Genomic DNA, 1564 nt, shown 5'->3' with positions numbered 1-1564 from the left:
CCGCCGATGCCCTGCTTCGGCTGGAAGACCTCGACGTGCACCCCGCCCCCGGCTTGCCGCCGCTGCTGCGAGCCGAGGATCTCTGGCTGCGTGCTGGCGACCGGGTCGCCCTGCTCGGTGCCAACGGCACGGGCAAGTCTTCCCTGCTGCGTCAGTGCTGGGGCGAGGTGCGCGCTCAACAACCGGCCGAGGGCTGGTATCGCCACCCTGGCGCCAGCATCGCCTATTACGATCAGTCCCTGCAGCAGTTGGACGGCGACGCCACCCTGACCGATGCCCTCTATCCACTGGCACCATTGCCGGAGGTGACGCTGCGCCAGGCCCTGATCCGTGCGGGCTTCCCCTACTCCCGTCACGGTCAGCGAGTCGCGACCCTGAGCGGGGGCGAGCGGGCCAGACTGCTGTTCCTCGCCCTGTCACTGGCGAGTCACCATCTGCTCTGGCTCGATGAACCCACCAACCATCTGGACCTGGCAGGAAAGGAGGAGCTGGCCGAGGCGCTAACCGGCTTTGCTGGTGGCGTGCTGCTTGTCTCCCACGACCGGGATCTGATCGAGCGCAGCTGCAACCGCTTCTGGGTGATCAGGGAGGGTCGGATCCACGAGGCCCACAGCGCCGAGCGGGCCTATGCCGAGCTGCTCGGCGATGCGCCAGATCGGCCCGCCGCCGACGCCCAGGCCAATGACGCCGGGAGGGAAGATCCCATGCCGGAGCACGATGATGAGGCGCTGCTGGCACGCTGGTACGAGCTGGATGCCCTGCTTGCCGCCGATCTCGCCCGCAAGCCCAAACATCAAACCCTGCGGCTGCAGCAAGAGTGGCGCGATGAGATCGAAAGGCTTGCCGGTTTGCTGGGTCTTTCCGAACCGTGAGCCCAGCCGTGATCCGCGCTGTTATCCCGCCCTTTTACTCCACTCACGCGGCCAGCCACGGCTGGCCGCAAGGAGCATATGATGTCTTCACCACCACAACCCGATATCAGACTCGACCCCGTCACGGAGGCCGACTTGCCCCACATCTACCGCGCACTGTCAGATCCCAGGGTCATCGCCTATTACGGTATCAGCTATGACAGCATGGAGGCATGCCAGGCCCAGATGCGCTGGTACGCCGAGATAGCGCAGTGCCAGAGCGGGGCCTGGTTCCTGATCCGCTGCCAGCGAAACGGCGTCCCCCTGGGGGCCATCGGCTACAACGATGCCGACCCGCTGCACAAGCGGGCCGAACTCGGCTACTGGCTCTATCCCGAGCACTGGGGCCAGGGGATCATGCAGACGGCATTGCGGCAGTTTCTGGATCTCATCTACCACACCACCGAGCTGCACCGCTTGCTGGCGGTGGTGGAGGAGCCAAACTTCCCCTCTGCCCGCCTGCTCGAGCGGGCCGGCTTTCGCTACGAAGGGACGGCTCGGGAATGCGAGCGGAAGGGGGAGCAGTTTATCTCCCTGCGGCACTACGCCCTGCTACGCAGCGACCTGCCAAACGCTTGAGCACCACCGCATCTGATAGCTAGCAAAAGGCTATGTCCCAATTACGTGTTGCATGGGGCGCCCCAGCGCCTCAT

The 1564-nt window shown here is 65.4% G+C and carries 2 protein-coding genes; both read left to right on the top strand.

Annotation, left to right across the window (positions count from 1 at the left end):
* The coding region (locus AAC083_RS02190; RefSeq protein ID WP_146181780.1) for an ATP-binding cassette domain-containing protein at positions 1–872 on the top strand (872 nt) is incomplete at its 5' end.
* Positions 873–953: 81 nt separating this feature from the next.
* Complete coding sequence (locus AAC083_RS02185) at positions 954–1490, top strand: GNAT family N-acetyltransferase (RefSeq protein ID WP_042038174.1); 537 nt, start codon at positions 954–956, stop codon at positions 1488–1490.
* Positions 1491–1564 lie beyond the last annotated feature (74 nt).

Origin of the sequence: Aeromonas sp. HMWF014 (genome assembly GCF_963878295.1) — a bacterium.
In the GTDB taxonomy this organism is placed as follows: Bacteria; Pseudomonadota; Gammaproteobacteria; order Enterobacterales; family Aeromonadaceae; genus Aeromonas; species Aeromonas popoffii.
This window is presented reverse-complemented; position numbering and strand designations above follow the sequence as displayed.

Excerpts from the sequence above, each read along its gene's own strand:
- AAC083_RS02185 (WP_042038174.1), top strand. The coding sequence starts at position 954 with ATGTCTTCACCACCACAACCCGATATCAGACTCGACCCCGTCACGGAG.